Consider the following 581-nt stretch of genomic DNA (forward strand, 5'->3'; position numbering starts at 1 on the left):
CCCAGTGCCCGGGGACCGGGGCCTCGAATTGGAGCCGGGTGCGGAGGATCGGGTGCCGGATCGTCAGTGACCGGGCGTGCAGGGCGATGCCGACCGGGAAGGGGCGATCGGACCCGTAGGACGCATCCCCGAGGATCGGGACCCCTCGCGTGCTCGCCTGCACGCGCAACTGGTGAGTCCGCCCGGTCCGGGGCCAGAGCAGGAGCCGGCAGCAGCCCTCGGGCAGGGAGCCGGTGCGGTCGACCCGATAGCGGGTCAGGGCGTGGCGCCATGGCGGAAGCGACAATCGCCTCCGAACCTTTGGGCTTGCTCTCGGCCAGGGCGGCCAAGCTGGGGTCTTGCCGTCCGCTTCCAGCGAACCGTCCATCATCACCGAGGTGAAGCCATTTTCGATGGCGCTCATGCAGGTTTCAGGGCTGTTGCCGTGGTCCTGATCTTTCGCAAAACCAGACAAATTCACCATAATCCGCCTTGCTGGCATCTTCGGCAAAAACGGGTTCCGCTTCTTCCGAAACTGTTGCTGGCTCTTGGATTCTGGCTTTGATGTCCGTCTTTATCTTTCGGAATTCCTCGTCCGATAG

The 581-nt window shown here is 64.0% G+C and carries 1 pseudogene; it reads right to left on the minus strand.

Features of this window, described 5'->3' with window-relative positions:
• Positions 1-331: 331 nt before the first annotated feature.
• A pseudogene (locus tag AB1L30_RS00375) lies at positions 332-433 on the minus strand (class II fructose-bisphosphate aldolase); the annotation flags it as partial.
• Positions 434-581 lie beyond the last annotated feature (148 nt).

Source organism: Bremerella sp. JC817 (assembly GCF_040718835.1).
Taxonomy (GTDB): domain Bacteria; phylum Planctomycetota; class Planctomycetia; order Pirellulales; family Pirellulaceae; genus Bremerella.